Source organism: Variovorax beijingensis (assembly GCF_003951285.1).
Lineage (GTDB): Bacteria > Pseudomonadota > Gammaproteobacteria > Burkholderiales > Burkholderiaceae_C > Variovorax > Variovorax beijingensis.
Window position 1 is genome coordinate 1 of sequence record NZ_RXFQ01000014.1, and the last position, 26,267, is coordinate 26,267.

General features: G+C 68.4%; 27 protein-coding genes. 13 read left to right on the top strand and 14 right to left on the bottom strand.

Annotated elements, in window-relative coordinates:
* Positions 1-105: 105 nt before the first annotated feature.
* From EJO66_RS22120 to EJO66_RS22145, 6 genes are read left to right on the top strand one after another with little or no spacing between them, the layout of a single operon-like run.
* Positions 106-2,367, top strand: a complete 2,262-nt coding sequence (locus EJO66_RS22120; protein WP_164547879.1) for a type VI secretion system Vgr family protein — start codon at positions 106-108, stop codon at positions 2,365-2,367.
* Positions 2,368-2,376: 9 nt separating this feature from the next.
* On the top strand, positions 2,377-3,717 hold the full coding sequence (locus EJO66_RS22125; RefSeq protein WP_125966116.1) for a DUF2169 family type VI secretion system accessory protein: 1,341 nt from the start codon (positions 2,377-2,379) through the stop codon (positions 3,715-3,717).
* Entirely contained in the window at positions 3,714-4,070 is a 357-nt protein-coding gene (locus tag EJO66_RS22130; RefSeq protein WP_062364914.1) for a DUF4150 domain-containing protein, read from the top strand. Before EJO66_RS22125 ends, EJO66_RS22130 begins: the two co-directional genes overlap by 4 nt.
* Positions 4,071-4,072: 2 nt before the next feature.
* Positions 4,073-5,278 carry a hypothetical protein gene (locus tag EJO66_RS22135; RefSeq protein ID WP_124961750.1) on the top strand — a complete coding sequence of 402 codons (1,206 nt, stop codon included), beginning with the start codon at positions 4,073-4,075 and terminating at the stop codon, positions 5,276-5,278.
* A 24-nt stretch (positions 5,279-5,302) separates the two neighbouring features.
* On the top strand, positions 5,303-5,785 hold the full coding sequence (locus tag EJO66_RS22140) for a hypothetical protein (RefSeq protein ID WP_125966117.1): 483 nt from the start codon (positions 5,303-5,305) through the stop codon (positions 5,783-5,785).
* A gap of 12 nt (positions 5,786-5,797) precedes the next feature.
* Positions 5,798-6,805: a hypothetical protein gene (locus EJO66_RS22145; RefSeq protein WP_124961748.1), complete on the top strand. Its 1,008-nt coding sequence runs from the start codon at positions 5,798-5,800 to the stop codon at positions 6,803-6,805.
* Between the two features lie 50 nt (positions 6,806-6,855).
* On the opposite strand, the gene EJO66_RS22150 is transcribed toward EJO66_RS22145, so the two are convergent.
* Positions 6,856-7,503, bottom strand: a complete 648-nt coding sequence (locus EJO66_RS22150; RefSeq protein ID WP_124961747.1) for an ATPase — start codon at positions 7,501-7,503, stop codon at positions 6,856-6,858.
* On the bottom strand, positions 7,503-7,850 hold the full coding sequence (locus EJO66_RS22155; RefSeq protein ID WP_125966118.1) for a type II toxin-antitoxin system prevent-host-death family antitoxin: 348 nt from the start codon (positions 7,848-7,850) through the stop codon (positions 7,503-7,505). The genes EJO66_RS22150 and EJO66_RS22155 overlap by 1 nt, the downstream gene beginning before the upstream one ends.
* 194 nt (positions 7,851-8,044) lie before the next feature.
* On the opposite strand from EJO66_RS22155, the gene EJO66_RS22160 reads away from it, so the two are divergent.
* Both EJO66_RS22160 and EJO66_RS22165 read left to right on the top strand, forming a co-directional pair.
* Positions 8,045-8,869 (top strand): universal stress protein, encoded by an 825-nt coding sequence (locus EJO66_RS22160; protein WP_125966119.1) that lies wholly within the window; start codon positions 8,045-8,047, stop codon positions 8,867-8,869.
* A gap of 30 nt (positions 8,870-8,899) precedes the next feature.
* Positions 8,900-10,252 carry an MBL fold metallo-hydrolase gene (locus EJO66_RS22165; protein WP_125966120.1) on the top strand — a complete coding sequence of 451 codons (1,353 nt, stop codon included), beginning with the start codon at positions 8,900-8,902 and terminating at the stop codon, positions 10,250-10,252.
* Between the two features lie 21 nt (positions 10,253-10,273).
* On the opposite strand, the gene EJO66_RS22170 is transcribed toward EJO66_RS22165, so the two are convergent.
* From EJO66_RS22170 to EJO66_RS22190, 5 genes are all read right to left on the bottom strand, one after another.
* Positions 10,274-12,373: a PAS domain S-box protein gene (locus EJO66_RS22170; protein WP_125966121.1), complete on the bottom strand. Its 2,100-nt coding sequence runs from the start codon at positions 12,371-12,373 to the stop codon at positions 10,274-10,276.
* Between the two features lie 4 nt (positions 12,374-12,377).
* Entirely contained in the window at positions 12,378-13,127 is a 750-nt protein-coding gene (locus tag EJO66_RS22175; protein ID WP_124961742.1) for a response regulator, read from the bottom strand.
* Positions 13,128-13,266: 139 nt separating this feature from the next.
* Positions 13,267-14,319, bottom strand: coding sequence for an alcohol dehydrogenase AdhP (gene adhP / locus EJO66_RS22180; RefSeq protein ID WP_124961741.1), 1,053 nt, complete (start codon positions 14,317-14,319; stop codon positions 13,267-13,269).
* A gap of 13 nt (positions 14,320-14,332) precedes the next feature.
* Positions 14,333-14,986: a BON domain-containing protein gene (locus EJO66_RS22185; protein ID WP_124961740.1), complete on the bottom strand. Its 654-nt coding sequence runs from the start codon at positions 14,984-14,986 to the stop codon at positions 14,333-14,335.
* A 42-nt stretch (positions 14,987-15,028) separates the two neighbouring features.
* Positions 15,029-15,481 carry a universal stress protein gene (locus EJO66_RS22190; RefSeq protein ID WP_124961739.1) on the bottom strand — a complete coding sequence of 151 codons (453 nt, stop codon included), beginning with the start codon at positions 15,479-15,481 and terminating at the stop codon, positions 15,029-15,031.
* A 168-nt stretch (positions 15,482-15,649) separates the two neighbouring features.
* On the opposite strand from EJO66_RS22190, the gene EJO66_RS22195 reads away from it, so the two are divergent.
* Positions 15,650-16,141: a universal stress protein gene (locus EJO66_RS22195; RefSeq protein ID WP_125966122.1), complete on the top strand. Its 492-nt coding sequence runs from the start codon at positions 15,650-15,652 to the stop codon at positions 16,139-16,141.
* A gap of 39 nt (positions 16,142-16,180) precedes the next feature.
* Here EJO66_RS22195 and EJO66_RS22200 read toward each other — a convergent pair whose 3' ends face one another.
* From EJO66_RS22200 to EJO66_RS22215, 4 genes are read right to left on the bottom strand one after another with little or no spacing between them, the layout of a single operon-like run.
* Positions 16,181-18,883, bottom strand: a complete 2,703-nt coding sequence (locus EJO66_RS22200; protein WP_125966123.1) for a bifunctional acetate--CoA ligase family protein/GNAT family N-acetyltransferase — start codon at positions 18,881-18,883, stop codon at positions 16,181-16,183.
* Between the two features lie 52 nt (positions 18,884-18,935).
* Positions 18,936-19,310 (bottom strand): TraR/DksA family transcriptional regulator, encoded by a 375-nt coding sequence (locus EJO66_RS22205; protein ID WP_125966124.1) that lies wholly within the window; start codon positions 19,308-19,310, stop codon positions 18,936-18,938.
* Positions 19,307-20,797, bottom strand: a complete 1,491-nt coding sequence (locus EJO66_RS22210) for a trypsin-like peptidase domain-containing protein (protein ID WP_240648664.1) — start codon at positions 20,795-20,797, stop codon at positions 19,307-19,309. The genes EJO66_RS22205 and EJO66_RS22210 overlap by 4 nt, the downstream gene beginning before the upstream one ends.
* An 11-nt stretch (positions 20,798-20,808) precedes the next feature.
* On the bottom strand, positions 20,809-21,336 hold the full coding sequence (locus EJO66_RS22215) for a flavodoxin family protein (RefSeq protein ID WP_125966126.1): 528 nt from the start codon (positions 21,334-21,336) through the stop codon (positions 20,809-20,811).
* 137 nt (positions 21,337-21,473) lie between these two features.
* Here EJO66_RS22215 and EJO66_RS22220 point away from each other — a divergent pair, with 137 nt between their 5' ends.
* The 4 genes from EJO66_RS22220 (at position 21,474) to EJO66_RS22235 (ending at position 23,683) form a co-directional block, all read left to right on the top strand.
* Entirely contained in the window at positions 21,474-21,896 is a 423-nt protein-coding gene (locus tag EJO66_RS22220; RefSeq protein ID WP_125966127.1) for a universal stress protein, read from the top strand.
* Positions 21,897-22,026: 130 nt separating this feature from the next.
* On the top strand, positions 22,027-22,413 hold the full coding sequence (locus EJO66_RS22225) for a hypothetical protein (protein ID WP_240648666.1): 387 nt from the start codon (positions 22,027-22,029) through the stop codon (positions 22,411-22,413).
* A 29-nt stretch (positions 22,414-22,442) separates the two neighbouring features.
* Positions 22,443-22,850, top strand: coding sequence for a hypothetical protein (locus tag EJO66_RS22230; RefSeq protein ID WP_125966128.1), 408 nt, complete (start codon positions 22,443-22,445; stop codon positions 22,848-22,850).
* Entirely contained in the window at positions 22,847-23,683 is an 837-nt protein-coding gene (locus tag EJO66_RS22235; protein ID WP_125966129.1) for a universal stress protein, read from the top strand. The genes EJO66_RS22230 and EJO66_RS22235 overlap by 4 nt, the downstream gene beginning before the upstream one ends.
* Positions 23,684-23,721: 38 nt before the next feature.
* Here the strand turns inward: EJO66_RS22235 and EJO66_RS22240 are convergent, their stop codons facing one another.
* From EJO66_RS22240 to EJO66_RS22250, 3 genes are all read right to left on the bottom strand, one after another.
* A complete protein-coding gene (locus EJO66_RS22240) occupies positions 23,722-24,711 on the bottom strand; it encodes a zinc-dependent alcohol dehydrogenase family protein (protein WP_125966252.1) in 990 nt (329 codons plus the stop codon).
* Between the two features lie 69 nt (positions 24,712-24,780).
* Positions 24,781-25,554 carry an acetoacetyl-CoA reductase gene (phbB, locus tag EJO66_RS22245; RefSeq protein ID WP_206168881.1) on the bottom strand — a complete coding sequence of 258 codons (774 nt, stop codon included), beginning with the start codon at positions 25,552-25,554 and terminating at the stop codon, positions 24,781-24,783.
* Positions 25,500-26,153, bottom strand: coding sequence for a BON domain-containing protein (locus EJO66_RS22250; RefSeq protein ID WP_125966131.1), 654 nt, complete (start codon positions 26,151-26,153; stop codon positions 25,500-25,502). The genes phbB and EJO66_RS22250 overlap by 55 nt, the downstream gene beginning before the upstream one ends.
* Positions 26,154-26,267: the final 114 nt, after the last annotated feature.

Below are 26,267 nucleotides of genomic sequence, written 5' to 3' on the forward strand. Positions count from 1 at the left end.
GCCTGATTTCCCTTTGCCTTCCTGCCTGCGCCGCCTCGCCGAAGCCGAGGTCCCAGGCATTCCGGCCACGGCTCGTTCCATGAGCCCGACGACCAGGGGGATCTCATGCCAACAGGTTCCGCGCAGCTGGCGCGTGTTCTCAGCATTTCATCGTCGGCCATGCCCACGCTGGGCGGCGAGCCGGCACTGGAGCCCATCGCCATCGAAGGCGACGAAGGGCTCAGCAGGCTGTTCCACTACACCCTGACCCTGGCCACTCCCGAGCAGCCCGGCTACAACGAACGCCAGGCCGCCAACGTGGCCATCAAGCAGCTGGTGGGCGAGGCGCTCACCGCCCACATCGTGCTCGACGGGCGCCCGGGCTCGGGGCCGCGGCAGCGCCATCTCTCGGGCCTGGTGACGCGCGTGCGCTTCCTGCGCCTGGAGAACCGGCGCGCGCTGTACGAAGCCGTGATCGAGCCCTGGCTCACGCTGGCCACGCGCACCAGCGACTACCGCATCTTCCAGAACCAGAACGTGCTGGACATCGTGCGCGAGGTGCTCGGCAAGTACGGGCTGCCCTTCGACGTGCGTGCCACGCGCAGCTATCCGCCGCGCGAGTTCCAGGTGCAGTACGGCGAGAGCGACCACGACTTCGTCGCACGGCTGCTGCACGAGTGGGGCCTGTACTTCTATTTCGAGCACGAAGAGAGCAGCCACAAGCTGGTCATCGTCGACGACATGGCGTCGCACCAGCCCTTCGCCCATGCGGGCTACCAGCGCATTCCCTTCCATGCGGCCGAAGCCACCGTGCGCGAGGAGCACTGCGACCGCTTCAATGCCTGCGAGGCGCTGCAAAGCGGCCGCTGGGTGACCAGCGACTTCGACTTCAAGCGTCCCAAGGCCGAGCTGCAGCAGGTCAGCGCCATGCCGCGAAAGACGGCGCAGGCCACCTGGGAGCGCTATGGCTGGCCGGGCGACTATGTGGTGGAGTCCGAAGGCGAGCAGCTGGTGCGCACGCGCATGGAAGAGACCGGCAGCCAGGGCGAGCGCGCCAGCGGCTCGGGCAACCTGCGGGCGGTGGTGCCGGGCTGCCTGGTCACGCTGGAGCGCCATCCCCAGAACGAGTCGAACCGCGAGTACCTGGTGACGGATGCCCGCCTGCGGCTGCAGGACGTGGGCGATGCCAGTGCGCAGCAGGAATTCGAGTGCCGCGTCGATTTCGAGGCGATCCCGGCGAGCAAGGTGTTCCGGGCGCCGGCGCCGCCGGTGCCCAGGCCGCGCACCACCGGCCCGCAGACGGCGATCGTCACCGGCCCGGCCGGCCGCGAGATCTGGACCGACGAATACGGCCGCGTGAAGCTCAGCTTCCACTGGAACCGCTACTGCACGAAGGACGAGAACAGTTCGTGCTGGGTGCGCGTGTCCTCGCCCTGGGCCGGCACCAACTTCGGCGGCATCCAGATTCCGCGCATCGGCCAGGAGGTGATCGTCGATTTCGAGAACGGCGATCCCGACCGACCCATCGTCACGGGGCGCGTCTACAACGCCGACAACATGCCGCCGTGGACCCTGCCGGACAACGCCACGCAAAGCGGCCTGCTCACGCGCAGCTCCGAAGGCGCGACCGAGGCCAACGCCAATGCGCTGCGCTTCGAGGACAAGAAGGGGCAGGAACAGGTGTGGCTGCATGCGGAGCGCAACCAGGACATCGAGGTCGAGCACGACGAGACGCACTGGGTGGGGAACGACCGCACCAAGACCATCGACCGCGACGAGACCGTGCATGTGAAGCACGACCGCACGGAAACCGTCGACCACGACGAAACCATCACCGTGCACAACAACCGCACCGAGACGGTCGACGGCAACGAGACGATCACGATCCACAAGAACCGCACCGAGACCGTGGATCTCGACGAGACCATCACGGTGCACAAGAACCGCACCGAGACCGTCGACCTGAACGAGACCATCGGCATCGGCATGAATCGCACCGAGACGGTGGGCATGAACGAGACCATCGACATCGGCGACAACCGCGTGGTGACCATCGGCGGCAACAAGGCCGAGACGGTGGCCCTGGCCAAGGCCGAGACCATCGGCCTTGCCAAGGCGCTGACCATCGGCCTGGGCTACCAGGTGTCGGTGGGCGCGGCAATGAACACCAGCGTGGCGCTGATGCAGACCGAGCAGGTCGGGCAATCCAAGCGCGTGGACGTGGGCCAGACGCTGACGCTGCAGGCCGGCGATCGCATCCAGCTGGTGTGTGGCAAGAGTTCGCTGGTCATGACCTCGGATGGCATGGTCACCATCAACGGCTCGTCGTTCGACTTCTCTGCCAGCGGGCCGGTGCAGGTCAGCGGCAAGGACATCGACCTCAACTGAGCACGCGCCGTGGAGTTTCGCAATCTCACGCCCTTCGATGCGCTGTGCTTTCGCGCCGTCGACCAGGCGGATCGCGGCTACCGCGTCATTGCGATGAAGGTCGGCTACCGGCTGCGGCGCGATGCCTCGGGCCGCTGGAAGGCACGGGTCAATGACGACGATCCCGCGCCGCTGACGCTGGCCGATGAATACTGGGGCGAGGTCGGCGCCTCCAGCCCGCGCGAGGAAAGCGACCTGGCGCCGTACAAGCCGCGCTGCGACGTGGTCGTCAATGCCACGGCGCATGCGCCTGGCGGCGTGGCGGCTTCCGAGTGGGAGGTGCACCTCAAGGTGGCCTCCAGGCGACAGTGGATGCAGCCGCCCGAGCCGCCGAGGCCTTTGCACCCTGGCGCGCGATTGACGCTGCGCCAGCAGCAGGAGTGGGACGACGCGACGCGCCGGACGCAGGCCTTGTCCACGCTCCACACGGTGCTCGACAAAAGGCTGTCGGTTCGCGGCCCGGCCGTGCTGTACCGGCGCGGCGGACGCGAGTGGGCCCGCACCCATTCCGAACCCATCGCCAGCCTGCCGATGCGCTGGGAACACGCCTTCGGGGGCCGCAGTCTGCTGCGCAAGGTCGATGCGCCCGAAGGCGAGCCGCCCCTTCGAGACGAGGTGTGTTTTTCCAACCCGCTCGGCCAGGGCTGGATCGAGCAGGGGTACCTCGAGCAGGCGCGCAAGGCGGGCCGGCCGGATGTCGAGCGGCTGCTGGCGCCCCAGATCGAGCTGGCCGGAACCTGTCTGCAGCAGCCGGTCGTCGCGCGGCATGCGGACGGTCCCCAGGACGCGCGCGCCATGGCGCAGGCGGCCAGCCGCTACGGCCAGATTCCCGCGGGGCTCGGCATCGTCGGGCGGGCATGGGCGCCGCGGCTCGCATTGGCCGGCACCTGCGACGAGCAATGGCTGCAACATCGCCATCCGGGGCTGCCCGAGGATTTCGACTTCGGCTACTGGAATGCGGCGCCGGCCGATCAGCAGGTTCCCTACCTGTCGCCCGACGCCCGGATCGATCTGTGGAACCTCACCGATCCGGCCCTGACGCCGGACGGCCATCTGTCGGTGACGCTGCCGGGGCATCGCGCCCTCGTGCTGCTGCGGCTCGACGGCGGCGCGCTCGTGCCGCTGCCGATGATGACCGACACGCTGCTGGTGGATGCGCAGCAGCTGACGCTCACGCTCGTGCATCGGCTGTGCCTTCCGGCCGATGCGCCGCTGCGCGTCGCCGAGGCGCGCTTCGAGACCGACCCGCGGGCGCCGCTGGTCCGCCCTGCGCGTGCGGCCGGAACCGGTGTGCCGGAGCCCGTGCGATGAGCGCCAACGTCGTCGCGCGCAAGCAGGGGGGCTGGAAGGTCGTGAGCATCGCTCCCGACTTCTGCAAGACCCCCATGGGCAGTTCGATTCCGCCGGTTCCTTATCCGGTGACGGCGCAGCTCCAGGCCACGACCGGCATCGCCAGGAGCGTGCGCGCGAACGGGCATCCGGTGGTGGTCTACGACATGAGCATCGTCCCCACCACGATCGGCGATGCCGCCGGAACCGCCAAGGGCGTCAAGAGCGGGACCGTGCAGGGCAAGTGCTATCCGAAGGATCACAGCAGCACCGTGCGTGCCGAGGGCAAGCTGGTCGTGCGCCATGACGATCTCTTCTGGATGAACGGGAGATAGCGGTGGTAGTAACCCTCAACGTTGGTAGAGGGAAGATTGCCCGAGCACTTCCAAATGGCAATACGCTGAACGTTCAGCCGAATGCAGACACAGTCAATGTTCAGGAATGGATCGGCCAGGACGGACTTGGAGAGCGGATTTCAGATAGCTATCTGAGCTATGACGAATACGACGAGTACCGACGCCAGAATCCGGATCTCGATCTGCCCGAATATCACCCCCCCAAGATCCGCAAGCCCGGCACGAACGCCAATGGCAACACCCTCGGCGCCGTGGTGGGAGAGACGCCTTCGGCGAAGGTCCAGGCGGCGCAGGCCAACCCGCCCGTGCAGGCCGAGACACCCAAGGAAGAGGGCTGGTGGAGCAGCTGGGGCAGCTCGGTGGTGCACACGGTGCTCGACGTGGGGGGGGCCATTCCGGTGGTGGGCATCTTTTCGGACGGCCTCAATGCGGGCATCTATGCGGCCGAAGGCGACATGGCCAACGCCGCGATCTCGGGCGTCTCCGCGGCTGCCAACCTGATTCCCGGTGGTGGGGCCGCCACAAAGGCCGGCAAGCTGGCCTACAGGGGCGGCAAGATGGCGCTCGAGAAGGCCGAGAAGGAACTCGCCGAAAAACTGCTGAAGGAGCGCCTCGAGAAGGAGGCCGCGGAAAGGCTGGCCAAGGAGAAACTCGAAAAGGAGGCCGCCCGGAAGGCGGAGGCTGGTGGCGGGGGCGGTTCGAAAAAGAAGGACTCGCAGGTCAAGAAGAAGGTCAAGCCTAAGCCAAAGTGCGGACAGAAGGGGCCATACAAGGACCGATCGAAACACGACAATGAAGGGATGAACTGGGACCATATCCCGTCACAGAAGGCGCTGCTCGAGCGTGCCGCCGAGATCAAGGGAACGCCACTCACCAAGGCCGAGAAGGCCGCCATTGTCGACAATGCCCCGACCATTGCGACACCGACAGCGCTGCATCAGGATCACAGCGAGTCGTTCGGTGGGCGGCAGCATCAGAAGATCGATGGCGTCAGGCGCCCGACGAGGGATTCGCAGGACCTGCAAAGAGCAGCCAAGGAGAACACCGAGAAGATCCTCAAGGAGATCGACAAGTACGACCCAGGCTGCAAGGGAAAGTACCGCGAGGCGGCCGAGGAGATAACCAAGATGACCCACGATCAATGGACGAAGTGGCTGAAGCAGGCCATGAAATCGGCTAGAAAGTGATTTGAAAGTACAGGAGCGCAGCGCATGACACTGAACGACCTATTGCCCTTTTTCGGACATTCCGAACTGAACACGAACCTCGATCAACTCCTGAAATCCGTGGGAGCAAGCATTCAATCCTTGTCCGCCAAGACACTCCGCGCTGAAGGATCGGACGCTATCGAGCTCAAGTCGCTGGGGCTTGAACTGGCGTTCTGGGAACGAGAAGGCTACGAACGGAAAATGGGCGCCCCGAGGGATGCGGGCAAGGCGATCCTTGCGGCGGTGTTTGCGTATGGACCAGGCGGCAAGAGCTTCAAGCCCTATACGGGACCGATTCCGTTCAGCAGCGGTCCGATTGTCAAGCGGCAAGATGCGCTGGCCGAGTTCGGCGCACCGGACGTAACCGAAGAAGACGACGACGTGGTCGAGTGGGACCAGTGGACCAAGGACGGGTTGCAAGTGCGCGCCACCTACCACGACGATGGTTCGCTGTGGAACCTTTCGTTCTCGATTCCCTTCAAGTGAATCTTCGCCTTGATGAACAGCCAGGCTCACGCCTTCGAGACGAGCAACTATCTGTTGGGCCAAGCCTGGGAGAGCGCGCGGGTGCAAGCGCTAGTCGAAGGCTGGAAACAACTGGAATGGATGGACGACGAGGCGCTGAAGAAGGCCCGCACGGATCATCGCCTGTCGCTCATCAACCGGGAGCGAGGCATCTACCTGTTCTTCACCGATGCGCACGGATACGAAGCGCGATACGGCGAACCTTGCAGCAAGGGCAGTCTGATACTGAGCCGGGTTTCGCTCTTACTGCACTTCGATGCGCAATGGACCCCCTATGCGGGAGGCTTGCCGCTCTCGCTTCGCATGGACGACGTCGTCGGCGACGTATTGCGGCGTCTGGGGCCACCCGCAGAACTGTGGCGAGTGGGTCTGCACGTCTCCAAGGCCCGGTGGTCTTCGTCGGATGCCGAGGTAGACGTGAGTTTCGAGCGCGGCACGGGTCGACTCAAGCTGGTGACGATGGCGCGACACAGGGTGGCGCCGGCATCCTCAAGTGCGGTGCCGTCACCCGAACAGTTCGCCAGGCAATTCGGTCGGCCGCTGGCCGAGTTGCAGGATGATCCCATTTTCGCCCCCTTCTCCTTGAGCGGAAAGGCCCGCGAGATTGCAGAGTACGGCGAGGCCGACTGCTCCCGGGAACTCGGTATCGAGCTCTATTTCAAGCCCGGCGCCGAGATGGCGGATTCCGTGCCCGGAGCACCTCGAAGCGCCGAGCCGTGCCTGAGCGGCGTGCGCTACCGGGCAGATCTGGATTTTCAGAGCAGCGGCTACACAGGCCCTTTGCCGTGGGACTTGCAGATGAACGACACCATCGACGTGACGATGGCAAAGGCTGCGACGCGCCCGTTCAAGGAAGCGTTGGATGGCGACGACGGCTATCAGTTGTGGCGCACCGAGCTTTGCGACGTCCACGTGCTCTACAGTTTTCTGGAAGATCGCATTTACCGCGTCACATTGCTGGCGCACGGATGCTATGACTAGAAGCCCGGGCACGGTGTGACCAGCTGCCGGGCACGCGGCATGGCAACGCCTCAGCCCAGCAGCTCGATCGCCGCCTGGACGATCGGCCGTGCCCAGGCCGGCGTGGCCGCGAGCGCGGCCAGGTCGCCCGGCTGCGGAAAGACGGGCTCGCCCGCGCTCAGTTCGAGCACCAGCAGCGGGTCTGCAATGTCGCCGCCGGGCGGCGCCTCCGCGCTGTTGTCGAAGACCTGCAGCCGCGTGAGCTTGGGCAGCAGCTGGATGAGGTTGGCGCGCGATGCGATCCAGCGCTCGCGGATCTTGGCCTCTGGAATGTCGTGGCCGCCGCGCGCCACGCGCGCCCGCACGCGGGCGATGTGCTGCTCGGGCGAGGACAGCCCGCAGAAGATCATGACCACGTCGTGGCTCGACGCGGCGCGGGCGAGCAGCGCGGGAATGGTGCTTGCGCCCAGCGTGGTCTCGAAGGCGTAGTTGGAACGCTGCGAGATCGCGGCCTCCAGCCGTTCGCGGCCGAGGTTCCATGCGCGGGCGTTCGCCTCTGCGGGCGCGAGCCCGAGCTGCGCAATGAGCTCCCGCGCGCAGGTGTCCGGGTTGAACCAGGTCAGCCCGTGCTCGGCGAGCAGGGCGCCGCCGACCGAGCTCTTGCCCGCGCCGTTGACGCCGGCCAGCACCAGGATGAAGGGGCGCGCGGCCGCCGCCATCAGCAGGTGTCGCCTGCCTTCGGGCGGCGCCCGAGCTTGCCCTTGGCGGCGAACAGCCTGCCCATTTGCGCGGCCGCCTCGGGCTGCTGCAGCACGCCCAGTCGCACGTCGAAGCGGCGCCCGAGTTCGTCGAGCACCGACTGCTCGCGCGCCTTGAGCGCCTGCGCGTCTTCCACCAGCTGGTTGTAGGTGGCCGCGGTCAGCAGCACCATCTCCACCGTCGAATGGTTGGTCACGGCCAGGCTGCCGGTCTTCTGGACCTGGCGGACCACGTCGCCCCAGCGGTTCTTGACGTGGGATGCGTTCTGACGCGGCAGTTCATCGAGGGTGGGCAGGATGGCGGCCATGGTGTGCTCCTTTTGGGGCCATTATGGCAAAAATAGCAAAAATGGACAAAAGGCTTGAAAGAAGCCATTTTCCGGCAAGCCGGACGACGCTGCCGTCGCCCGGATTGATATGGCGCAAGGCCCGCGCCGTCCGCGGGGCCTAAGGTCTGCGAATACGCCCGCACATGGGCCGCATTTCCGAAGGAGCTCCCGCCATGCAGACCCCGAAATCGATTCTCCTGCACCTCGACGGTTCCACCCGCACGGCGGAACGCATCGCCTTCGCGCGCAGCCTGGCCGAGGCCTTCGACGCGCAAGTGACCGGTGCGCCGTGCACCCTGTCCGCGCTCATGCGCTATCCGTTCGCACTGGAGGGCGCCGCAGAGGCCATCGCGATCATGCGGGAGGGCGACGAGGCCGCGCGCGACAGGATGTACGCGAGCTTCACGGCCCAGGCCGCCGGCTCGCCCCGCATGCACTGGACCGAGCAGGAGAGCGACGCGCCATGGGGTTTCGCCCGCCGTGCGCTGTACGCCGACCTGGTGATCCTGGGCCAGCGCAATCCCGAAGATCCCATGGCCTCCGAATTGCCCGCTGACTTCCTGCCGCACCTGCTGGTGGAAAGCGGACGGCCCGCGCTGGTGCTGCCCTATGCGGGTGCGCTGGTTGCGGCACCCGGCACCGTGCTGCTGGCATGGAAGGAAACCCCCGAGGCCGCGCGCGCGGTGTCGGCCGCGCTGCCCTGGCTGCGCAACGCCTCGAAGGTGCATGCGGCCTGCTATGGCGAAGGCGCCGAAGCATCCCTCAAGCAACTGCAGCGCTATCTTGCCGCGCAGGGGATTGCCGATGTCTCGCTGCATGCGGATGGCACCGGAGAAAGGGATGCCGGCAACCGGCTGCTGTCGATGGCCGCGGACCTGGGCGCGGACTTGCTCGTGATGGGCTGCTACGGCCACAGCCGGGCGCGCGAATGGATCCTGGGCGGCGCCACGCGCACGATGCTCGAGTCGATGACGCTGCCGGTGCTGATGTCGCATTGACGAACCGCCAACCAATACGCGGGAGCGGCCATGCGCATCGATTTTCTGGGCGGCACCGGCACCGTGACCGGTTCCAAGTACCTGCTCACGCACGAGGGCCGGCGGCTGCTGGTGGACTGCGGGCTGTTCCAGGGGCTCAAGCAGCTGCGGCTGCGCAATTGGGACGCGCTGCCCTTCGATGCGTCGGCCATCGATGCCGTGCTGCTGACGCATGCCCACATCGATCACAGCGGCTTCGTGCCGCGGCTCGTGAAGCTCGGCTTCAAGGGGAAGGTGTTCTGCACGGCCGCCACCCGCGAACTGTGCGAACTGCTGCTGCCCGATTCCGGCCGGCTGCAGGAGGAGGAGGCTGATTTTTCCAACCGGCACGGGTTTTCGAAGCACAAGCCCGCACTGCCGCTCTACACCGAGCAGGAGGCGCGCGCCGCGCTGAAGCGGTTCGAGTGCGTCTCCTTCGACGAAGAGTGCTCGCCCTGGCCCGGCTGGTCATGGCGGCTGGTGCGGGCCGGCCACATCCTGGGCGCGGGCAGCCTGCGCGTGGAATGGAAGGAAGGCAGCATCCTGTTCTCGGGCGACCTGGGCCGCAGCGACGACCTGGTGATGCGGCCGCCGCAGGAGGCCGCGCCGGCCGACTACGTGGTGGTGGAGTCCACCTACGGCAACCGCCGGCACCTGGACGCGGACACCCTCGGCGAGCTGGCCGCCGTGATCAACCGCACGGCCGCGCGCGGCGGGGTGCTGGTGGTGCCGGCCTTTGCGGTGGGCCGCGCGCAAACGCTGCTGTACTGCATCCAGATGCTCAAGCGCGAAGGCCGCATTCCGGACATGCCGGTCTACCTGAACAGTCCGATGGCCGCGGATGCCACGCGGCTCTACAAGGCGCACCTGGACGAGCACCGCATGAGCGCCGAGCAATGCGCCGACATGAGCGGGAAGACCATCATCGTCAACACGCTGGAAGAGTCCAAGCGCCTGAACAGGCTGAGCTATCCGTCGATCATCGTGTCGGCCAGCGGCATGGCCACGGGCGGCCGCGTGCTGCATCACCTGAAGGCCTACGCACCCGATGCGCGCAACACGATCCTGTTCGCGGGCTTCCAGGCCGCGGGCACGCGCGGCGCGACGCTGGTGGGCGGCGCGGACGCGGTGAAGATCCACGGCACCTACGTGCCGGTGCGTGCCGAAGTGGCGAACCTCGAGACCCTGTCCGCCCATGCCGACAGCGAGCAGTTGCTGGCCTGGCTCTCGTCCCAGAAGACACCGCGCCGCGTGTTCGTGACGCACGGCGAACCCGTGGCCGCCGACGCGCTGAGGCTGGCCGTCGAGGAGCGCTACGGCTGGCCGTGCACCGTCCCCGACTACCGTGAATCGCGGGAGCTGTGAAGGCGCGGCGGCAGCCGGCGGCTAGGGTCGTGCGGCCGCCAGCACCTTGGCCAGGGCGCGTGCGAGTTCGCCGCGCGTGTAGGGCTTGCGCAGCAGCTCCCAGCTTTGCGGCACGTCACGGTCGGCGTCGAGCAGCTCCGACGAGAAGCCGGACATCAGGAGAATGGCGAGCTTCGGAAAGCGCTGCTGCACCTCGGCGGCGAGCCGGGTTCCGCGCATGCCGGGTCCGAGCGCGATGTCGCTGAGCAGCACGTCGAAGGAATCCGCATCCGTTTCCATGCCCAGCAGGGCCTGCTCGGCATTGGCCGCGGTCACCACGCTGCAGCCGAGCGTCACGAGAAAGGTGTGAACGACCCGGCGCACTTCGGCATCGTCCTCGACCAGCATGACCCTCAGGCCGGTGGGAATCGCCTGTTCTTCGTCTTGCTCCTCTGTGGCCACAGGGGCCGGGTCGTACAGCTGGGGAAGGTAGAGCGTCACGGTCGTTCCCGCGCCCGGCCGCGTCGCGATGGCCACGGCGCCCTTGGACTGCTTCACGAAGCCGTACACCGTGCTCAGGCCCAGGCCGGTGCCCCGTCCGGCTTCCTTGGTCGTGAAGAAGGGCTCGAAGGCGCGCTCCTTCACCTCCTCGGTCATGCCCGTGCCGCTGTCGGCCACCGAAATGGCAACGAAGCTGCCGTGCGCATCGCGGTCGCTGAGCTCGTTGTGCACCTCGGGCGGCAGCGCGCCGCAGGCCTCGGCGCGAAAGTGCAGCGTGCCGCCCTCGGGCATGGCGTCGCGGGCGTTGATGGCAATGTTCAGCAATGCCGATTCGAGCTGACCGGGGTCGGCGAGCACTGACGGGCAGCCCGGTGCGGCATCGATCGCGATGCCGATGCGCTGGTCGAGCGTGCGCCGCAGCATGTCGGCCAGGGAATGCAGCATCGCATGCGTATCCACCGCGTTGGGCTGCAGCATCTGCCGGCGCGAAAATGCCAGCAGCTTGCCCGTGAGCTCTGCGCCGCGCCGCGACGCCCGCGCCGCGGCGCCCACCAGCTGCTGGGCGTAGCCGTCCTCTGCAATGGCGGGCAGCTCTTCGAGCACCTGCAGGTTGCCCTGGATGATGGTGAGCAGGTTGTTGAAGTCGTGCGCGATGCCGCCCGTGAGCTGGCCGACGCTTTCGAGCCGCTGGGCGTGGCTGAGCGCCTCTTCGGTCTGCACCCGCTGCAGGCTGGTGGCCAGCAGGTTGGAAAGCGATTCGAGGAACCGCAGTTCCTCGTCGCCGAAGCGCTTGGCCTCGCGCGATCGCACGGTCAAGACGCCGATGAAGCGGCCCCGGTCGTAGAAGGGCACGGCCAGCGCGCTGACCAGCCCGGCATCGAGGTACGTCTGCGGCACCGAGAAGCGCCGCTCGTTGCTGTAGTCGGCCACCACCACCGGCCGCCCCTCGGCAAACACGAAGCCGGGCGGCGTGTTCGCATGGCTGGGAATGCGTACGCCGATTTCTTCTCCGGGCACCAGGCCCACGCCGCTGGCCACACGGAATTCGAGGCGGCTGTTTTCCAGCAGCAGCACCATGGCCACCTCGACCTCCAGCGCTTGCGCGGCCATGGCGGGCACGTGGTCGAGCACCACCTGCAGGTCGCGGGTGTCCACGGCCAGGCGGCCCAGCTGCGCGAGGTGGTCGCTGTAGCGCGCCCGCTGCAGCGCCTGCTTCACCCGGGGATAGGCGCCGATGTCGCGGATGGCGGCCACCACGAAAGGCAGGCCCTGGCTCTGCAGCGGGCTGAGCGCGATCTCGACCATCACCTCGCTGCCGTCCTTGCGCTTGGCGACCAGCTCCATCTGCGTGCCCATGGGCCTGGGGCGCGGCGCCCGGCCGTAGGCCTCGCGGTAGGAAGCGTGGCGCGGGCGGATGCTGTCGGGCACCAGCGCGTCGACATTCAGGCCCACCAGTTCGTCGACCGCGTAGCCCAGCAGGCTGGCTGCCGCGGGGTTGGCCAGCACGATGCGGCCGGCCTGGTCGACCAGCAGCAGCGAGTCCGGATAGGAAACGAAGAGCGAACGAAAGACGCTGCCCTCCTCAACGCCCGAAGGCAGGCCCGGCAGGATGGGGGCGATCGGAGAAGAGGGCGGCTTCATGAATTCAGCCCTGGGTGACGGGCGGAACCAGGATGTAGCCCGCGCCCCGCACCGACTTGACGATCTGCGGGTCGTCCGGATCGGCCTCGATCTTCTTGCGCAGCCGGCCGACCTGCACGTCGATGGTGCGGTCGAAAGGGGCGGCTTCGCGCCCGCGGGTCTGCTCGAGCAGGAAGTCGCGCGAGAGCACGCGCCCGGGGTGCCGTGCAAACGCACAGAGCAGGTCGAATTCGCCGCCGGTGAGCGGTACGTTCTGTCCCTGCGGATTCGTCAGGCTGCGTGCCGCGAGGTCGAGCTGCCAGCCGGCGAAGCGCAGCCGGTCGGAAGCGCCCGGTGCGGCCGATGCCGGCGCGGCGGCTGCCGGGGCAGCGGAGGCCTCGTTCGGCGCCAGGCGCCTGAGCACGGCCTTGACCCGCGCCACCAGCTCGCGCAGGTCGAAGGGCTTCGTCACGTAGTCGTCCGCACCCACTTCCAGCCCGACCACCTTGTCCACCGCATCGCCGCGGCCGGTGACGATGACCAGGCCGCAGCGCCAGTTCTCGCGCATGCGGCGGGCAATGGAGAAGCCGTCCTCGCCTGGCAGCCCGAGGTCGAGCAGCACGAGGTCGGCCGGGTCGCTGTCCATCAGCGTCATCAGCGATGGACCGTTGTGCAGCTGGGTCACGCGAAAGCCGTGGCTCTGAAGGTAGTTGGCCAGCAGCTGCGTGATGTCGATCTCGTCGTCGAGTACCGCGATGTGAAAGGCGGATTTCATTCGGAAAGCGTGGATTCGAAGCCGAATGTCACAGCATTGTTAAGGACTGTACAAGCGTAGCACGCACCTCTTGTGCAGGCACGCCCATTTTCGCGTGCCCGAGGCCAGCGTGCCTGTGTCCGACAACTCCGGCAATGCGTCACGGATTCGCTGCTGCTCCTTGTCCGCCATCCGCTATGCGCATCACGACGCGGCCTTCGACCCGGCCCTGCCGCATGCGGTCGAGCACGGTGTTGATGTTGTCCAGGGTGTCCTCGGTGCACACGGTCCGCACCTTGCCTTCGCCGGCGAATTCCAGCGCCTCCTGCAGGTCCTTGCGCGTGCCGACGATCGAGCCTCGTACCGTCTTGGCGTTGAGCACCATGTCGAAGATCGGCAGCGCAAAGTCACCGGGCGGCAGGCCCACCAGCGCCATCGTGCCGCGCTTGTGCAGCATGCCCAGCGCCTGGCCGAAGGCGCTGCGCGACACCGCCGTGACCAGCACGCCGTGCGCGCCGCGCAAGCTGCGCTGCAGTTCCGCTACGGGATCCTGGGTGGCGGCATTGATGACCATGTCGGCGCCGAGCGCCTTCGCCAGCTGGAGCTGGCCGTCGTGGATGTCGACGCCCACCACGTGGAAGCCCATGGCCTTCGCGTACTGCACGGCCAGATGGCCGAGACCGCCGACGCCCGAGACCACCACCCAGTCGCCTGGCTTGCAGTCGAGCATCTTCAGGCCCTTGTAGACCGTGACGCCGGCGCACAGCACCGGAGCGATCTCGGTGAAGCCCACGTTGGCGGGCAGCTGCCCGATGTAGCCCGGGTCGGCCAGCACGTACTCGGCGTAGCCGCCGTTGACGGTGTAGCCGGTCATCTGCTGCTGGTCGCACAGCGTTTCCCAGCCGGTGATGCAATGTTCGCAGTGTCCGCAGGCGGTGTGGAGCCAGGGCACGCCCACGCGGTCGCCTTCCTTCACGCCCTTGACGCCGGCGCCGATGGCCGCGACGAAGCCGACGCCCTCGTGCCCCGGAATGAAGGGCAGCGAAGGCTTCACCGGCCAGTCGCCGTCGGCGGCATGCAGGTCGGTGTGGCACACGCCCGATGCGACCACTTTCACGAGCACCTGGCCGGGCGAGACCTGCGGAATGGCGACTTCCTCGATCTGCAGGGGGCGGCCGAATTCCCGTACGACGGCAGCTTTCATGGTTTGCATGGCGTCTTGTTCCTCAGGCCTCGACGGCCAGTTCGTTGACCACCGAAACCACCCCGGGCGCGGACCAGGCGGCGCCGCGCACCGCGTTCAATTCCGCCCAGGAGCGCACCTTGCCGCGCAGCACGACCTGCGAGCCGTACACGTCGACCGCCACCTGCCGCGGCGCGTCGTGGAACACGCGGACGAGCGCGTCCTGCACCTGCCGTTCCACATCCGCGGAACACAGCTGCAGCTTGATCTTCACCAGGTTCGTGATGCCGGTGACGCCCAGCAGGTTGCGCACCGTCGATTCCGCGGCCTGGCGCTGGTAGTCCCACTCGACTTCGCCGGTCAGCGTGACCCATCCGCCCTCGACCACCGGCCGGACCGCGTCGCGTGGCACCTGCACGTTCCATTCGAGCGCGTGCCCGACGGCCCGTGCGATGTCGGCATCGGTGCGCTCGAGGCCGGCAGCCAGCTTCACCGAGGTTTCGATGGCCAGGGCCTTCACGCCGCTGACGCGCTGCGCGGCCTGTTCCACCGCGAGCTTCTCGGCGTAGCTGCCGAGATGGCCTGTCAGCGTGACCACGCCGTGGTCGACGATGACGCCCACATCCGCCGAAGTGACGGCCGGATCCCATTCGAGTTCGGCCTGGATGTCTGCTCTGAGCTGTGTGTCGGATTTCATTGGGTTCCTGTTCCTTGGCTGGTATCGCTGCGCCGGGGCCGATCAGTCGGCTGATTCCTGCCGCACCAGCAGCACGGGCACCGGACTGCCGCGCACGACAAGATCGGCGTCGCTGCCGAGCGCGAGGCGGCTGAAGCCGCGCCGGCCGTGGGTGCCCATCACGACCAGGTCGCATGCGGCGTTTTTGGCCTCTTCGATCACGACGTCGGCAATCCGCCCGCGCGTGACCTCGCGCAGGATGGTGTCGGCCTCGACTTCCGACTGCGCTGCGGCAGCCTTGCCAGCCGCCAGCACGGACTCCCCGTACGCACGCATCTTCTGCAGGCCGGCTTCGAAGCTGGAGATGGTCGACATCTCCATCAGCATCGGAAAGTCGTCGATGACGTGCAGGAGGCGCAGTTTTCCCTTTTGCTCGGCCGCCAGGCGGATGGCCTCGCGCAGCCCGCGTTCCGCCGTGGGGCTGCCGTCGATGGGAACAAGAATGCGGTGGTACATGGCGCTGTCTTCCTTTGGGCCGGGCTGAAGGGGGGTCCGCCGCCGGCCGATCGGCGAACGCTTCGATTTTTCGGCCGGGCCGCGGGTGCGGACTTGCGCCATGTCAAGCCAGCGGCGGGGAACTGTGCGGAGACTGGAAGCCACACGCCACTTCATGATGGATTCAGCATGTACCACCGCATTCTTGTTCCCATCGACGGCAGCCCCACCTCCCTGCGGGGCCTGGACGAGGCGATCCGCCTGGCCGGGCTCATGGGTTCCGTCCTGCGGCTCATCCACGTCGTTGACGAACTGAAATACGTGACCGGCTTCGAGAGCCTCCCCGCTCCTGACTTGCTGCCGCTGATGGAGGAGGCCGGCGAGCAGATCCTTCAGCAGGGCAGGGAGCGCGCGGAACACGCCGGCATCCGCACCGAGACCCTGCTGTTCACCTCGCTGGCGGGCCGCCTGTGCGATCTGGTGGCCGAACAGGCCAGTGCCTGGAACGCCGATCTGATCGTGATCGGCACCCACGGGCGCCGCGGCGTCGGGCGGGTGCTCCTGGGCAGCGGCGCCGAGCAGATCCTGCGCCTGGCGCCGGTTCCGGTGCTGCTCGTGCGGGCCCCGTCGGGCGAGGAAGAGGCCGACGTCCAGGCGCGCGTCGACATCACCACCACCTGAGCGGGAGCCCCCATCCCGCGGCGGGGCGGCCGTGATGCCTCAGCGCCCGCGGTCGGCCAGGCGTCCGGGCGGCGGCTTCTCATCGGCCAGGTTCCGGACCATGCGCCGCTGCCCCGAGTCCGCGGGCTCGGCGGGGTCGGCCTCGAAGCCCATCGCGCGCGAAAGCGCCAGCATGCGGGTGTTCTCGCGCAGCACCAGGCCGACCAGCCGCTGGATGCCGCGATGCCGGGCGTGCTCGATGAGCCGGTCGAAAAGCAGCGTGCCGAGCCCCTGGCCCTTGAGGTCGGAGCGCACGATGATCGCGAACTCGGCCTCCACGTTGTCGGGATCGCTCACGGTGCGCGCCACGCCCAGTGTCTCGGCTGCGCCATTCGCGTCCCGGGTTTCGGCGATGAAGGCCATCTCGCGGTCGTAGTCGATCTGCGTCAGCCGTGCAAGCTCGCTGCGCGGAAGCTCGCTGCGGCTGTGGAAGACGCGCATGCGGATGTCCTGCAGGTCGAGCGATTCGATGAAGCGCCGGTGCTGCGCTTCGTCCTCGGGGCGGATGGGCCGCACCACGATCGCACGGCCATTCCATTGCTGCGTGCGAACCCATTGCGTGGGATAGGGCAGGATGGCAAAGCGCTCGGCGCCGCCCACCGGCGTCTTCGACAGCCGGACGCGCGCATCGAGCGCCAGTGCGCCGTGCTCGTCGACCCACAGCGGGTTGATGTCGAGCTCGGCCAGCTGCGGCAGATCGGCCAGCATCTGCGACACCGCCATCAGCACGTCGTGCAGCGCATCGAGCCTTGCCGGCGGATGGTCGCGGTAGCCGGCCAGCAGGCGCGAGACGCGGGTGCGCGACACCAGTTCGCCTGCCAGGGCCCGGTTGAGCGGCGGCAGCGCGATGGCGCTGTCGGCGACGACTTCCACCGCGGTTCCGCCCTGTCCGCACAGGATCACCGGGCCGAAGACGCTGTCGATGCTGGCGCCGACGATGACCTCCTGCGCATGGGGCCGGTGCACGGTGGGCTGCACCGTGAAGCCGTCGATGCGCGCGCCGGGCCGGGCGGCGGCGACAGCACTGCGCATCGTCCCGACCGCGTCCCGCAGCGCCGTGTCGTCGGCCAGTGCCAGCCGCACGCCGCCCACGTCCGACTTGTGCGTGATGTCGGGCGACAGGATCTTCAGCGCCACCGGATAGCCGAGCTCGCGCGCGGCCGCCACCGCGGCGTCGGCCGAATCGGCCACCGCGATGGTGGGCACGGTGTCGATGCCGTAGGTCTTCAGCAGGGCCTTGGCTTCGTGCTCGTGCAGCCATTCGCGGCCTTCGGCCAGGGCGCTTTCCAGCAGGCCGAGCGCGGCGGCTGCTTCGGGCAGGGGATTGCGGCTGGCATCGGGCGTCTCGGTCAGGATCTCCTGGTTGCGCCTGTAGGTCTGCAGCATCGCAAAGGCATGCACCGCCTCTTCCGGCGTGGCGTAGTCGGCCACCCCGGCATCCTCGAAGAGCTTGCGCGCCTGCGCGACGGCCGCGTCGCCGAGCCAAGCGCTCATCACGCGCGAGGCGTGGCTGCGCACCAGCGGCAGGCAGGCGCGTGCGATGTCCTCGCTGCGCACGATGGCCGTGGGCGCATGGACGAAGAGCACCGCACCGGTGCCGGGCTCCGCCAGCAGGGCCGAAAGGGTTTGGGCGTAGCGCTCCACCGGCGCGTCGCCGATGATGTCGATCGGATTGGCATGCGACCAGTTCGCCGGCAGCACGGCATCGAGCCGGGCCAGCAGCGCCGCGCCGGGTTCGGCCAGCGCGATGCCGGCGCGCGCGGCCGCGTCGGCCGCCATGACGCCGGCGCCGCCGCCGTTGGTCATGACGGTGAGTTCGGTGCTGCGGTTGGTGCGAAAGCGCGCCAGCGTCTCGGCGGCGAGGAACAGCTCCTGCAGGGTGTCCACGCGCAGCATCCCGGCGCGCCGGATGGCGGCGTCGTACACCGTGTCCGAGCCCGCCAGCGCGCCGGTGTGCGACGCGGCGGCCTTCATGCCGTTGCCGGCGCGGCCGGCCTTCACTACGATGACGGGCTTGTTGCGTGCCGCCGCCCGCGCGGCCGACATGAACTTGCGCGGCGAATCGATGGCTTCCACATACAGCAGGATCGACCGCGTCCGCGCGTCGTTGGCCAGGTGGTCGAGCAGGTCGCCGAAGTCGACATCGCAATGGTCGCCCAGCGAAACCAGGTGCGACAGCCCGACGCCGCGGCTGCGCGTCCAGTCGAGCACCGCGGTCGCGAGCGCGCCCGACTGCGACACGAAGGCGATGTCTCCGGCCAGCGCATCGCAATGGGCAAAGCTGGCATTGAGCCCGATGTGCGGGCTCAGCAGCCCGATGCAGTTGGGCCCCAGCAGCCGGACCGTGTTCGCACGCGCGGCATCGAGTGCCGCCTGCTTCTGTTCGGCGCTCAGGCCCGCGGTCACGATGACCACGGCGCGGGTGCCGAGCGCGCCGAGTTCTCCGATCAATGCCGCCACCGTGTGCGGCGGCGTGCAGATCAGGGCGAGGTCGGGTGCGGCGGGCAGCTGCGAGGCCCGGGCGTACACCGGCATGCCGTCCAGCATGGCGTGCTTCGGATTCACCCCGTAGACCGGTCCGGAAAAAGCGCCGGCGCGCAGGTTGCGCCACACCGTGGCGCCGACGCTGCCGGGCCGGGCCGAGGCGCCGAACACGGCGACGGAAGCCGGCGACAGCAGGCGGTCGAGATGGCGGATGCTCAATGGGATCTCCGGATGGTTCGGCCTTGGTCCTGCCCGGCGAGGCCGGCGGGGTTCAGCGGCGGTGGCCCGCCTCCGCCAAGGCCTGGCAAGCGGCGCAGCGGATGGCCATGGGCTGCGCCAGCAGGCGGTCGCGCGGGATGTCCTCGCCGCAATCGGTGCAGATGCCGTAGCGGCCTTCGGCGATGCGTTGCTGCGCCTGCTCGATCTCGCTCAATCGCAGGCGGTCGACCTCGATTTCCGCAAAGCGCACATCGTCCTGCCGCTCGGTCTCCGCCTCGTCGGCATGGCTTCGTACCTCATGCGCATCGTCGGTCGAGCTTGAATGGATGCCCGGAGCGCTTTCGCGCAGCTCCTTCAGGACCTGGCTCTTCATGAGCTCGAGTTGCCGGGCCAGCATGTCGCGGTCGGTGGCGTTCAGGTGTTTCATTGCGTTCTCGTTGAAATCGGCGTTCGAAGAAGAGATGTTGCCGCGGCGGCCTGCTGTTCCGGCATGCGCACCGCGACATACGCCAGGCGCCCGTCGCGCAGCACCAGCAGCGCGATCGGCCGACCGGCCGGCATGCGTGACAGGATCTGCCTGAACTGATCGACGCGGTCGAGGCGCATGTCGTTGAGGGCCACGATGAAATCGCCGGCGCGGATGCCTTCGCTGCGTGCGAGCCCGGTGGCGTCGCGCACCAGCAGGCCGCTGCCGATGCGCAGCTGCGCCTTCTGCGCCGCGGACACTTCGCCCAGGCTCAGGCCCAGGCCGTCGTTCCATTCGGGCGCGGCGGCAGGCAGCAGGGAGGTCCTGGCCGCCGGCTGCTCCGAGGGCGTGATCCAGACGGTGCGCTGCGCGCCGTGCCGCCAGACCTCCATGCGGCTGCGGTTGCCCGGGATGCGGTCCTCGATCTGGCGCAGCAGCGCGGTCAGGCGCGAGACCGCAAGGCCGTCGAAGGCCGTCACGATGTCTCCCTGCACGAGGCCGGCAGCATGCGCCGGGCTGTCCGCATCGACGCGGACCACGAGCGCACCGGCAGCTGCCGGCAGCGCGAACGACTGGGCCAGCTCGGGCGTCACTTCCTGGAACTCCGCGCCCAGGCGGGCGCGCCGGACACTGCCGCGCGCGCGCAGCTGCGTCGCGATCCGTATCGCCAGGTTGATGGGCACCGCGAACGACAGGCCCATGTAGCCGCCGCTGCCGCTGTAGATCATCGAATTGATGCCGACGACCTCGCCGCGGCTGTCGAAGAGCGGGCTGCCGGAACTGCCCGGGTTGATGGCGACGTCGGTCTGGATGAAGGGGACGTCGCCGGCGCCGCCCACGAGGCGGTCCACGGCGCTGATCACGCCCGCCGTGACGCTGCCGTGGAATCCGAACGGCGCGCTGATGGCCGCCACCCAGTCGCCCGGAACGAGCCGCGAGGAGTCGCCGATGACGGCAGCGGACAGGCCGGTGGCGTCGATCTTCAGCAGGCCGACATCGGTGCGCCTGTCGGCGCCGACCACGCGTGCCATGAAGCGCCGGCCATCGTCGAGCCGGACCTGGGCCTCGTCGATGTTCGCGACCACGTGCGCGCTGGTGAGGATCAATCCGTCGCTGCTGATGATCACCCCGGAAGCGAGGTCGCGGATCTGGCTGATGCGCACGCTGGCCGGCAGCGGCCAGGCAAGGCGGTCGGCAAAGTCGCGCTCGGGCGCGATCTCCAGCTCGATGTCTTCCGGGTTCTGGTCGCGCCCGATGCGCAGCGTGCTGATGTCGACGACCGAGGCGCTGCGGCTTGCGACGAGAGAGGAAAAGGCCGGCGCCGAAGGCGCGCCGCCGGATCGGGCGGTGCCGGATGCCGGTGCAGCGGCCGGCAAGGGCGCCGTGGCGCACGCTGCCAGCAGGCCGGCACACGCCGCCGCGAGGATGAAGCGCTGGATCGACCGCACGGCAGACCCTGTCAAAGCGCCTGGGGCGACAGGACGGCGGGCCGGACCGCCGACTGTGCGCCTTCGGCATTGCGCACCGCCGTGCCGAACGCCTGCAGCCGCGTGGCGAAACTGCCGTCGTCCACTTCGCGCGTGGTGAACGCCGTATCGAGGATGGGAGCGCGCCCGATCAGGCGGCTGATCTCTGCCACGGCATGGGGCGCGCCGCTTCCCCCCATGACCGAGACCACCGCCACGTCGGGCAGGTGATGGCGCCGCGTGCCGACGAAGCTGCGCATCGGTCCGGCCAGGCGCTGTCCCCAGATCGGCGACACCAGCACCACGGCGTCGAAGTCCTTCGTCTTCGGACCGTCGTAGCGGATCTGCGGGTGCCGGCGAAAGACCGAATCGAGCAGGCAGCGAAAGCCGCCGAGGGCGCCGGCGCGCGGCCGGGTTTCGGCGATCTCGGCCATGGGCCAGCCCTGCTGGCTGCATAGCAGCTGCGCCACCTTGCGCGACGTTCCCGTGTAGGAGTAGACGACCACGAGGATCTTGTTCATGGCTCACCCTTGGTGTGTGTTCATGGAGCAGTCAATGTAGGCCGCGCGCGCCGCGGCTGCCTTGATCTGGAACAAGGCGCATCTGCCGGCCGGCGGCGAACATCCGCCCATCTCCAACGAGCCAACAAAGGAACATCATGAAAATTCTTCTTGCCGTGGATGGCAGCGAATACACGGCTCGCATGCTCGACTACCTGGCTGCGCACAAGGAGTGGTCGAACGCAGGCCACGCGTTCACGGTCTTCAACGCGGTGCTGCCGGTGCCCCATCGCGCAGCAGCCTTCGCGGGGCCGGACCTCGTGCACAGCTACTACGACGACGAGGCACGCGTCGTTCTGGATCCGGTGCGCGCCGCGCTGGCCGCGTGCGGCATCGAGGCGGCGTTCGCCCACAAGGTCGGCCATCCCGCGGACGAGATCGCCAACTTTGCGGAGCACGGAAAGTTCGACCTCGTGATCATGGGATCGCGCGGGCACGGCGCGCTGACGAATCTCGTGCTGGGTTCGGTGGCGATGAAGGTGCTGGCCCGCTGCACGGTGCCCGTGCTGCTGGTGCGCTGAACGCGATCGTCCGGACCCGGTTCGTGGCACGCATGGACGCGATGAAGCCGCGAAGGCGGGATTGATCTGCGTCAATCGGACGAGCCGGCGACGAGCCGATGATCTCTTGTCAACTCTTCAAGGATTCGCCATGAACATTATTCGCACACTCGGTCCGGTTGCACTGGCATTTCTGGCGGGTTGCACCGCGCTGCCTTCGGCGGACGGCAAGAAGGACAAGGATCATCTGCTGCACCATCCGCCTGCGGCGATGAAGTCGGACCAGCAGATGGCGCAGATGCGCGAGATGCACCGGAAGATGATGGCCGCCAAGACCCCGCAGGAACGCCAGGCGCTGATGGCCGAACACATGAAGGCCATGCAGGGCGGGATGTCGATGATGTGCCAGATGGGCGCCGCGCCGGCCCCGCAGTCCGGCGCCCCGTCCGACGACATGATGAAGCGCTGCATGGCCATGAGGGACATGACCATGCAGATGATGCAGGACCGGGAACGCCTCCAATCGCCTGCGCGGTAGGCCGGCGCACCGATCTTGCCCCGCCCATCATGCACAACGACTTCACCTTCCCGCTGGCGCTTTGCAAGGCGCAGTGGAGCGTTGGCCTGCACACGCTCGCCATGCTCGAGACCTGCGGCGCAGAGGGCCTCTCGCTTGGCGCGCACATGCTGCAGGACCGCAGCGCGCAACGCCGTGCCGATTCGGATGCCGTCTCGGGTGCGGGCGACTGGCAGGCACTGGCCATCGCGGCGGCGAATGCGTTCTGGCGCACGTCCGGCGGCGCACCGGATCATCCGGAGACTGCGATCACCGCGGAGCACCGCGCGGCAGACACCGTGCCGTCGCGCAATGCCGTGGTGCAGGACGCGGTGCGCACGCTGCACGCAGCGCTGAGTGCGCGCCCGGTCCGGCACCCCCGCAAAGGCGGGGCCGGGCCCTCCCGGGCCAAGGCATGACGCTCTCGACCATCGCTGTCCATCTCGACCATACGGAGCGCTGCGAGGTCCGCGCCCTGCTGGCGGCCCGCCTGGCGAAGCGCCATGGCAGCCACCTGCGCGGGATCGTGCCCACGGGCGTGCGCAAGGACGCGGGCATGCCGCCACCGCATGCAGCGGAAGGGCAGGCGGTCATCGTTTCGCCATCGCTGCACCTGCGCAGGCGCGCCGAAACCGTCGCGCATGTCTTTCTCGACCGGGTCCGCGGTCTGGGCCTGCTGTCCTTCGACGTGCGCCTGGTGGACGGCGAACCGGCGGACGCCGTCGTTGCGCAAGGCCGCGCCGGCGACCTGCTCATCGTCGGCCAGCCCGACGGGCCGGCGGCCGTGGAGGATTCGGCACGCCGCCTGCCGGAAGAAGTGATGCTGCATGCCGGGGGATCCGTGCTCATCCTGCCTCGCACAGGCCGCTTCGATGCGGCTGGAGACAGGGTGCTGGTTGCCTGGGACGGGAGCCGGGAGGCGGCGTTCTCGGTGCGCGGCGCGCTGCCGTTGCTGCGCCGGGCTTCGCAGGTCATGCTCGTGTCGCTGGCGCATGCCAAAGGTGCCGCGGCTGCGCGGTGCTGCCGTGAAGCCGAAAGCTGGCTGCGGCGGCACGGCATCGAAGCTGCGGTAGAGCAACGCGCAGGCTGCGCGGATTTCGCTGCCGCCTTGCTCGGATGCGCCTCGATGGCCGCCGCCGATCTGATCGTGATGGGGGGCTATGGCCATGCCAGGTCGCGCGAGCGTCTTCTCGGCGGCGTCACGCACGATGTGCTGGCCCGCGCCTATATTCCGGTACTGATGGCGCATTGAAGCCGCAGGCCCCGAGCGAGGGCACCTGCGGCGCCCGTTCAGGGCACCAGGACCGCGGCCCCTTCGATCCGGCCGGCGCGCAGGTCGTCCAGTGCCTCGTTGGCCTGCATCAATGGATAGGTCTTGACGTGGACCTGCAGCGGATGCGCCTGTGCGAAGGCCAGGAACTCGCGGGCGTCGGCGCGGGTGAGGTTGGCCACCGACGCCACGCTGCGCTCTTCCCAGAGCCAGCGATAGGGAAAGGCCGGGATGTCGCTCATGTGGATGCCGCCGCACACCACCCGGCCACCCTTGCGCACGGCTCGCAACGCCGCCGGCACCAGCTCGCCGGCAGGCGCAAAGATGACGGCCGCGTCCAGCGGCTGGGGCGGGCATGCGTTCGAGCCGCCCGCCCACCGGACGCCGAGGCTGCGCGCGAAAGCCTGCGCCTCGTGGTCGCCGGGCCGGGTGAATGCGTAGACCTCTCGGCCCTGGACCACGGCCGCCTGCGCCACCAGGTGCGCCGCGGCGCCGAAGCCGAAGAGCCCCAGCCGGCGCGCGCCTTCACCGGCCGCCTTCAGGCTGCGCCAGCCGATCAGACCGGCGCACAGCAGGGGGGCGATGCGTGCGGCATCCGCTTCGGGCAGGGTCAGCGGCAGGCAGAACGCCGCCTCGGCGATCACGTGGCTCGCGAAGCCGCCGTCGCGGTGGTAGCCGGTGAAGCGCGGCGCATCGCACAGGTTCTCGCGGCCCGCGATGCAGAAGTCGCAGCAGCCGCAGCTGTGGCCCAGCCACGGCACGCCCACGCGATCGCCGATGCGACAGCCCTCCACGCCGGGGCCGAGCGCCTCCACGACGCCGACGATCTCGTGCCCGGGCACGATCGGCAGCACGGGCAGCGGCAGGTCGCCATCGGCGATGTGCAGGTCGGTGCGGCAGACCGCGCAGGCCAGCACGCGCAGGCGCAGCTCGCCCGCGCCGGGTGTCGGGATCCTGCGTCGCTGCAATTCGAGCGGCAGCATCGCTGCGCTCAGTACCATGGCGCGCATGGTCGCGGGCTCGTCAGTCATGTCGACACTCGCCTTCGAAGAAGGAATGAGGCGCAGCCACTGCGCAGCTCAAGCCATGTACTTGCCACCGTTGATCGACAACGTGGTGCCGGTGATGAACCCCGCGTCGTCGGAGGCAAGGAACACGATGCAGCGCGCGACCTCGGCCGGCGTGGCCAGGCGGCCGGCCGGGATGCCCGCCAGGATGCGCGCCATCACCTCGGAATCGACCGCCTCGACCATGGCGGTATCGGTGTAGCCCGGGGCCACCACATTGGCCGTGATGTTGCGCGAGGCGCCTTCGAGCGCCAGCGACTTCGTGAAGCCGATCAGCCCCGCCTTCGTCGCCGCGTAGTTGGTCTGGCCCAACTGCCCGGACAGGCCATTGACCGACCCGAGGTTCACGATGCGCCCGAAGCGTCGCTCGCGCATGCCGCCGATGATGGCGCGGCACATGTTGAAGCAGCCGCCAAGGTTGACGTCGAGCACCTCCTTCCATTGCTCGAAGCTCATCTTGTGCAGCATTGCATCGCGCGTGATGCCCGCGTTGTTGACGAGCACTTCCACCGGGCCGAGCGCCGCCTCGACGCGCGCCACGCCCGCCGTGCAGGCCTGCGCATCGGCCACGTTCCAGGCAAAGGTGGCAATGCCGGTGCGCGCGGTGAATGCCTCGGCAACCTGGGAGTGGCTGCCGTAGTTGGCCGCCACACGATAGCCGGCAGCCTGCAGCGCCTCGGCCGTGGCCGCGCCGATGCCGGAGGTTCCGCCGGTGACCAGCGCGACGCGTGTCAATTGTCCACCACGAGATCGTTCACGACCAGCGAGACTCCCGGCGCCGCCCATGCCGCGCCCTGCACCGCATTGCGCTCGGCCCAGGAGTGGACCTTGCCGCGCAGCGTGACCTGCGAGCCGGTCACCGTGATGGCCAGGTGCTTGGCCTCGCGCTCGGCCTGGCGTGCGAGCGCTTCGTGGATCTTCTTCTCGACGTCGGCGGGGCGGACCTTGGGCGTGACGTTGACGAGGTTGGAGACACCCCTCACGCCCATGAGGGTGCGCACGGCGCTTTCCGCGGCACGGCGCTGGTATTCCCATTCGACCTCGCCGTTCAGCGTGATCCAGCCTTTTTCCACCATGGGGTGGATCCTGTCGTCCGGCACCAGCACATTCCATTCGAGCGCGCGCTCGGCGGCCTGTGCGATGTCGGCATCGGTGCGCTCATGGTCGAACGGAACCTTGACCGTGATCTCGACGGCCACGGCCTTCACGCCGTGCACGCGCTGCACCGCACGTTCGACGGCGTATTTTTCGGCAAAGCTCGCCAGGTGGCCGCTCAGGGTGACCACGCCATCCTTGACGGTCACGCCGACATCGGAGGCCTTGAACGACGGATCCCAGGCCAGTTCCGCCTGAATGTCGTCCCGCAATTGAGCATCGGTTTTCATGGGATTTCCTTGCAGTGAATGGAGGTTGGGCGGTCCCGCGAATAGCCGCCTGCGACCGCGGATCCACTGTAGGAAGGCTGCGCGCCCGCGGCATTGCGCTGGATCAACCCGCGC

Coding starts and splice junctions, on each gene's coding strand:
- EJO66_RS22120 (WP_164547879.1), top strand. CDS start 106: ATGCCAACAGGTTCCGCGCAGCTGGCGCGTGTTCTCAGCATTTCATCG.
- EJO66_RS22130 (WP_062364914.1), top strand. CDS start 3,714: ATGAGCGCCAACGTCGTCGCGCGCAAGCAGGGGGGCTGGAAGGTCGTG.
- EJO66_RS22140 (WP_125966117.1), top strand. CDS start 5,303: ATGACACTGAACGACCTATTGCCCTTTTTCGGACATTCCGAACTGAAC.
- EJO66_RS22145 (WP_124961748.1), top strand. CDS start 5,798: ATGAACAGCCAGGCTCACGCCTTCGAGACGAGCAACTATCTGTTGGGC.
- EJO66_RS22150 (WP_124961747.1), bottom strand. CDS start 7,503: ATGGCGGCGGCCGCGCGCCCCTTCATCCTGGTGCTGGCCGGCGTCAAC.
- EJO66_RS22155 (WP_125966118.1), bottom strand. CDS start 7,850: ATGGCCGCCATCCTGCCCACCCTCGATGAACTGCCGCGTCAGAACGCA.
- EJO66_RS22160 (WP_125966119.1), top strand. CDS start 8,045: ATGCAGACCCCGAAATCGATTCTCCTGCACCTCGACGGTTCCACCCGC.
- EJO66_RS22165 (WP_125966120.1), top strand. CDS start 8,900: ATGCGCATCGATTTTCTGGGCGGCACCGGCACCGTGACCGGTTCCAAG.
- EJO66_RS22170 (WP_125966121.1), bottom strand. CDS start 12,373: ATGAAGCCGCCCTCTTCTCCGATCGCCCCCATCCTGCCGGGCCTGCCT.
- EJO66_RS22175 (WP_124961742.1), bottom strand. CDS start 13,127: ATGAAATCCGCCTTTCACATCGCGGTACTCGACGACGAGATCGACATC.
- adhP (WP_124961741.1), bottom strand. CDS start 14,319: ATGCAAACCATGAAAGCTGCCGTCGTACGGGAATTCGGCCGCCCCCTG.
- EJO66_RS22185 (WP_124961740.1), bottom strand. CDS start 14,986: ATGAAATCCGACACACAGCTCAGAGCAGACATCCAGGCCGAACTCGAA.
- EJO66_RS22190 (WP_124961739.1), bottom strand. CDS start 15,481: ATGTACCACCGCATTCTTGTTCCCATCGACGGCAGCCCCACGGCGGAA.
- EJO66_RS22195 (WP_125966122.1), top strand. CDS start 15,650: ATGTACCACCGCATTCTTGTTCCCATCGACGGCAGCCCCACCTCCCTG.
- EJO66_RS22205 (WP_125966124.1), bottom strand. CDS start 19,310: ATGAAACACCTGAACGCCACCGACCGCGACATGCTGGCCCGGCAACTC.
- EJO66_RS22215 (WP_125966126.1), bottom strand. CDS start 21,336: ATGAACAAGATCCTCGTGGTCGTCTACTCCTACACGGGAACGTCGCGC.
- EJO66_RS22220 (WP_125966127.1), top strand. CDS start 21,474: ATGAAAATTCTTCTTGCCGTGGATGGCAGCGAATACACGGCTCGCATG.
- EJO66_RS22225 (WP_240648666.1), top strand. CDS start 22,027: ATGAACATTATTCGCACACTCGGTCCGGTTGCACTGGCATTTCTGGCG.
- EJO66_RS22230 (WP_125966128.1), top strand. CDS start 22,443: ATGCACAACGACTTCACCTTCCCGCTGGCGCTTTGCAAGGCGCAGTGG.
- EJO66_RS22235 (WP_125966129.1), top strand. CDS start 22,847: ATGACGCTCTCGACCATCGCTGTCCATCTCGACCATACGGAGCGCTGC.
- EJO66_RS22240 (WP_125966252.1), bottom strand. CDS start 24,711: ATGCGCGCCATGGTACTGAGCGCAGCGATGCTGCCGCTCGAATTGCAG.
- phbB (WP_206168881.1), bottom strand. CDS start 25,554: ATGGGCGGCGCCGGGAGTCTCGCTGGTCGTGAACGATCTCGTGGTGGA.
- EJO66_RS22250 (WP_125966131.1), bottom strand. CDS start 26,153: ATGAAAACCGATGCTCAATTGCGGGACGACATTCAGGCGGAACTGGCC.